The following is a 1,055-nucleotide window of genomic DNA, read 5'->3' on the forward strand; positions in this document are numbered from 1 at the left end:
GTGCGGCCCTTCAAGCTCACCACAATCCCATGACGATCAAGCCCGTTGCCCATGTCACAAGGGCCGCGTAACATTCATTCTGGCAACGTCGGCCCGACGTAGTTCAACACCGATCGGGACATCCCCCGTTTCTCTCCTTGGCTCATTGCGGGTCGCGGCGAATTGGCAACTGCTCTCCTGAGCGAGTTGGCCAGGGCTCTGGGCGAACAACTCGGGTCTGAAGTCCAAGAAGCCTTTGCATCGTTCCTAAAGAGGCTGTCAGAACTGGCTCCAGTAGCAGGCACGGGACTCGACTTTGCTACTGGAATACCGATCGGTAGTTTTTTGTCTGCAGGAGCGCCTTGGTCTGCATCGGCAGCGACGAAACTAACACGTGGCCCCACGCTTGATGAGCTTCGAGAGAAACTGAGAGCCATATTGAGACGGTTATCGGACCGAAGAATATTGGTGATAATAGACGACCTTGATCGACTAATGCCCGACGAGGCCACCGAAATGGTTTCATTGGTGAAGACCCTTGGGGACTTACCAAATGTAATCTACTTGCTGAGTTTTGATCATGGCAACTTAACCAAACTAATATGCGAAGGCACAAAGCTCGACGGAAAGGAGTATCTGAACAAGATTATCCAGTATCCGGTTCACTTGCCCCCCATTCTCGGGAATGGATTGAGCAAAGTGCTTAATGCGGACATCTCGGAGTTTCTGGGCGAACTGGATGCTGAAGAAATTGGAAGGATAGGTCGTACTTGGCACTTCGTATTTCGACATTATCTCAAGACGCCACGTGACGTTCGTCTTTACACAAATGCACTAGCGGTATCTCTTTCGTCACAAAGAGACTTTGTCGATCCAATTGATCTGATGTTGCTCGAGCTACTTCGATTACATGAGCCTGAGCTCTATGGCTGGATCAAAGAGAACTTGGAGGGGATGTCCCGGGTTCTGTTGAATTACTGAAGAGGTCGGCGTTGCCCACCTTGAGCCGGTAGGCTCGGGGTGCTGATTCCACAAAGGAGAGCAACGCCATGACGAGAGATATCACACCGGCTGGT

1 protein-coding gene is annotated in these 1,055 nt (G+C 51.4%); it reads left to right on the plus strand.

Features of this window, described 5'->3' with window-relative positions; genetic code table 11:
* Positions 1 to 120: 120 nt before the first annotated feature.
* Entirely contained in the window at positions 121 to 960 is an 840-nt protein-coding gene (locus tag ACZYOF_RS43920; RefSeq protein WP_463719610.1) for a KAP family P-loop NTPase fold protein, read from the plus strand.
* Positions 961 to 1,055: the final 95 nt, after the last annotated feature.

The sequence above is a fragment of the Bradyrhizobium sp. LeoA1Lang genome, from assembly GCF_055413685.1.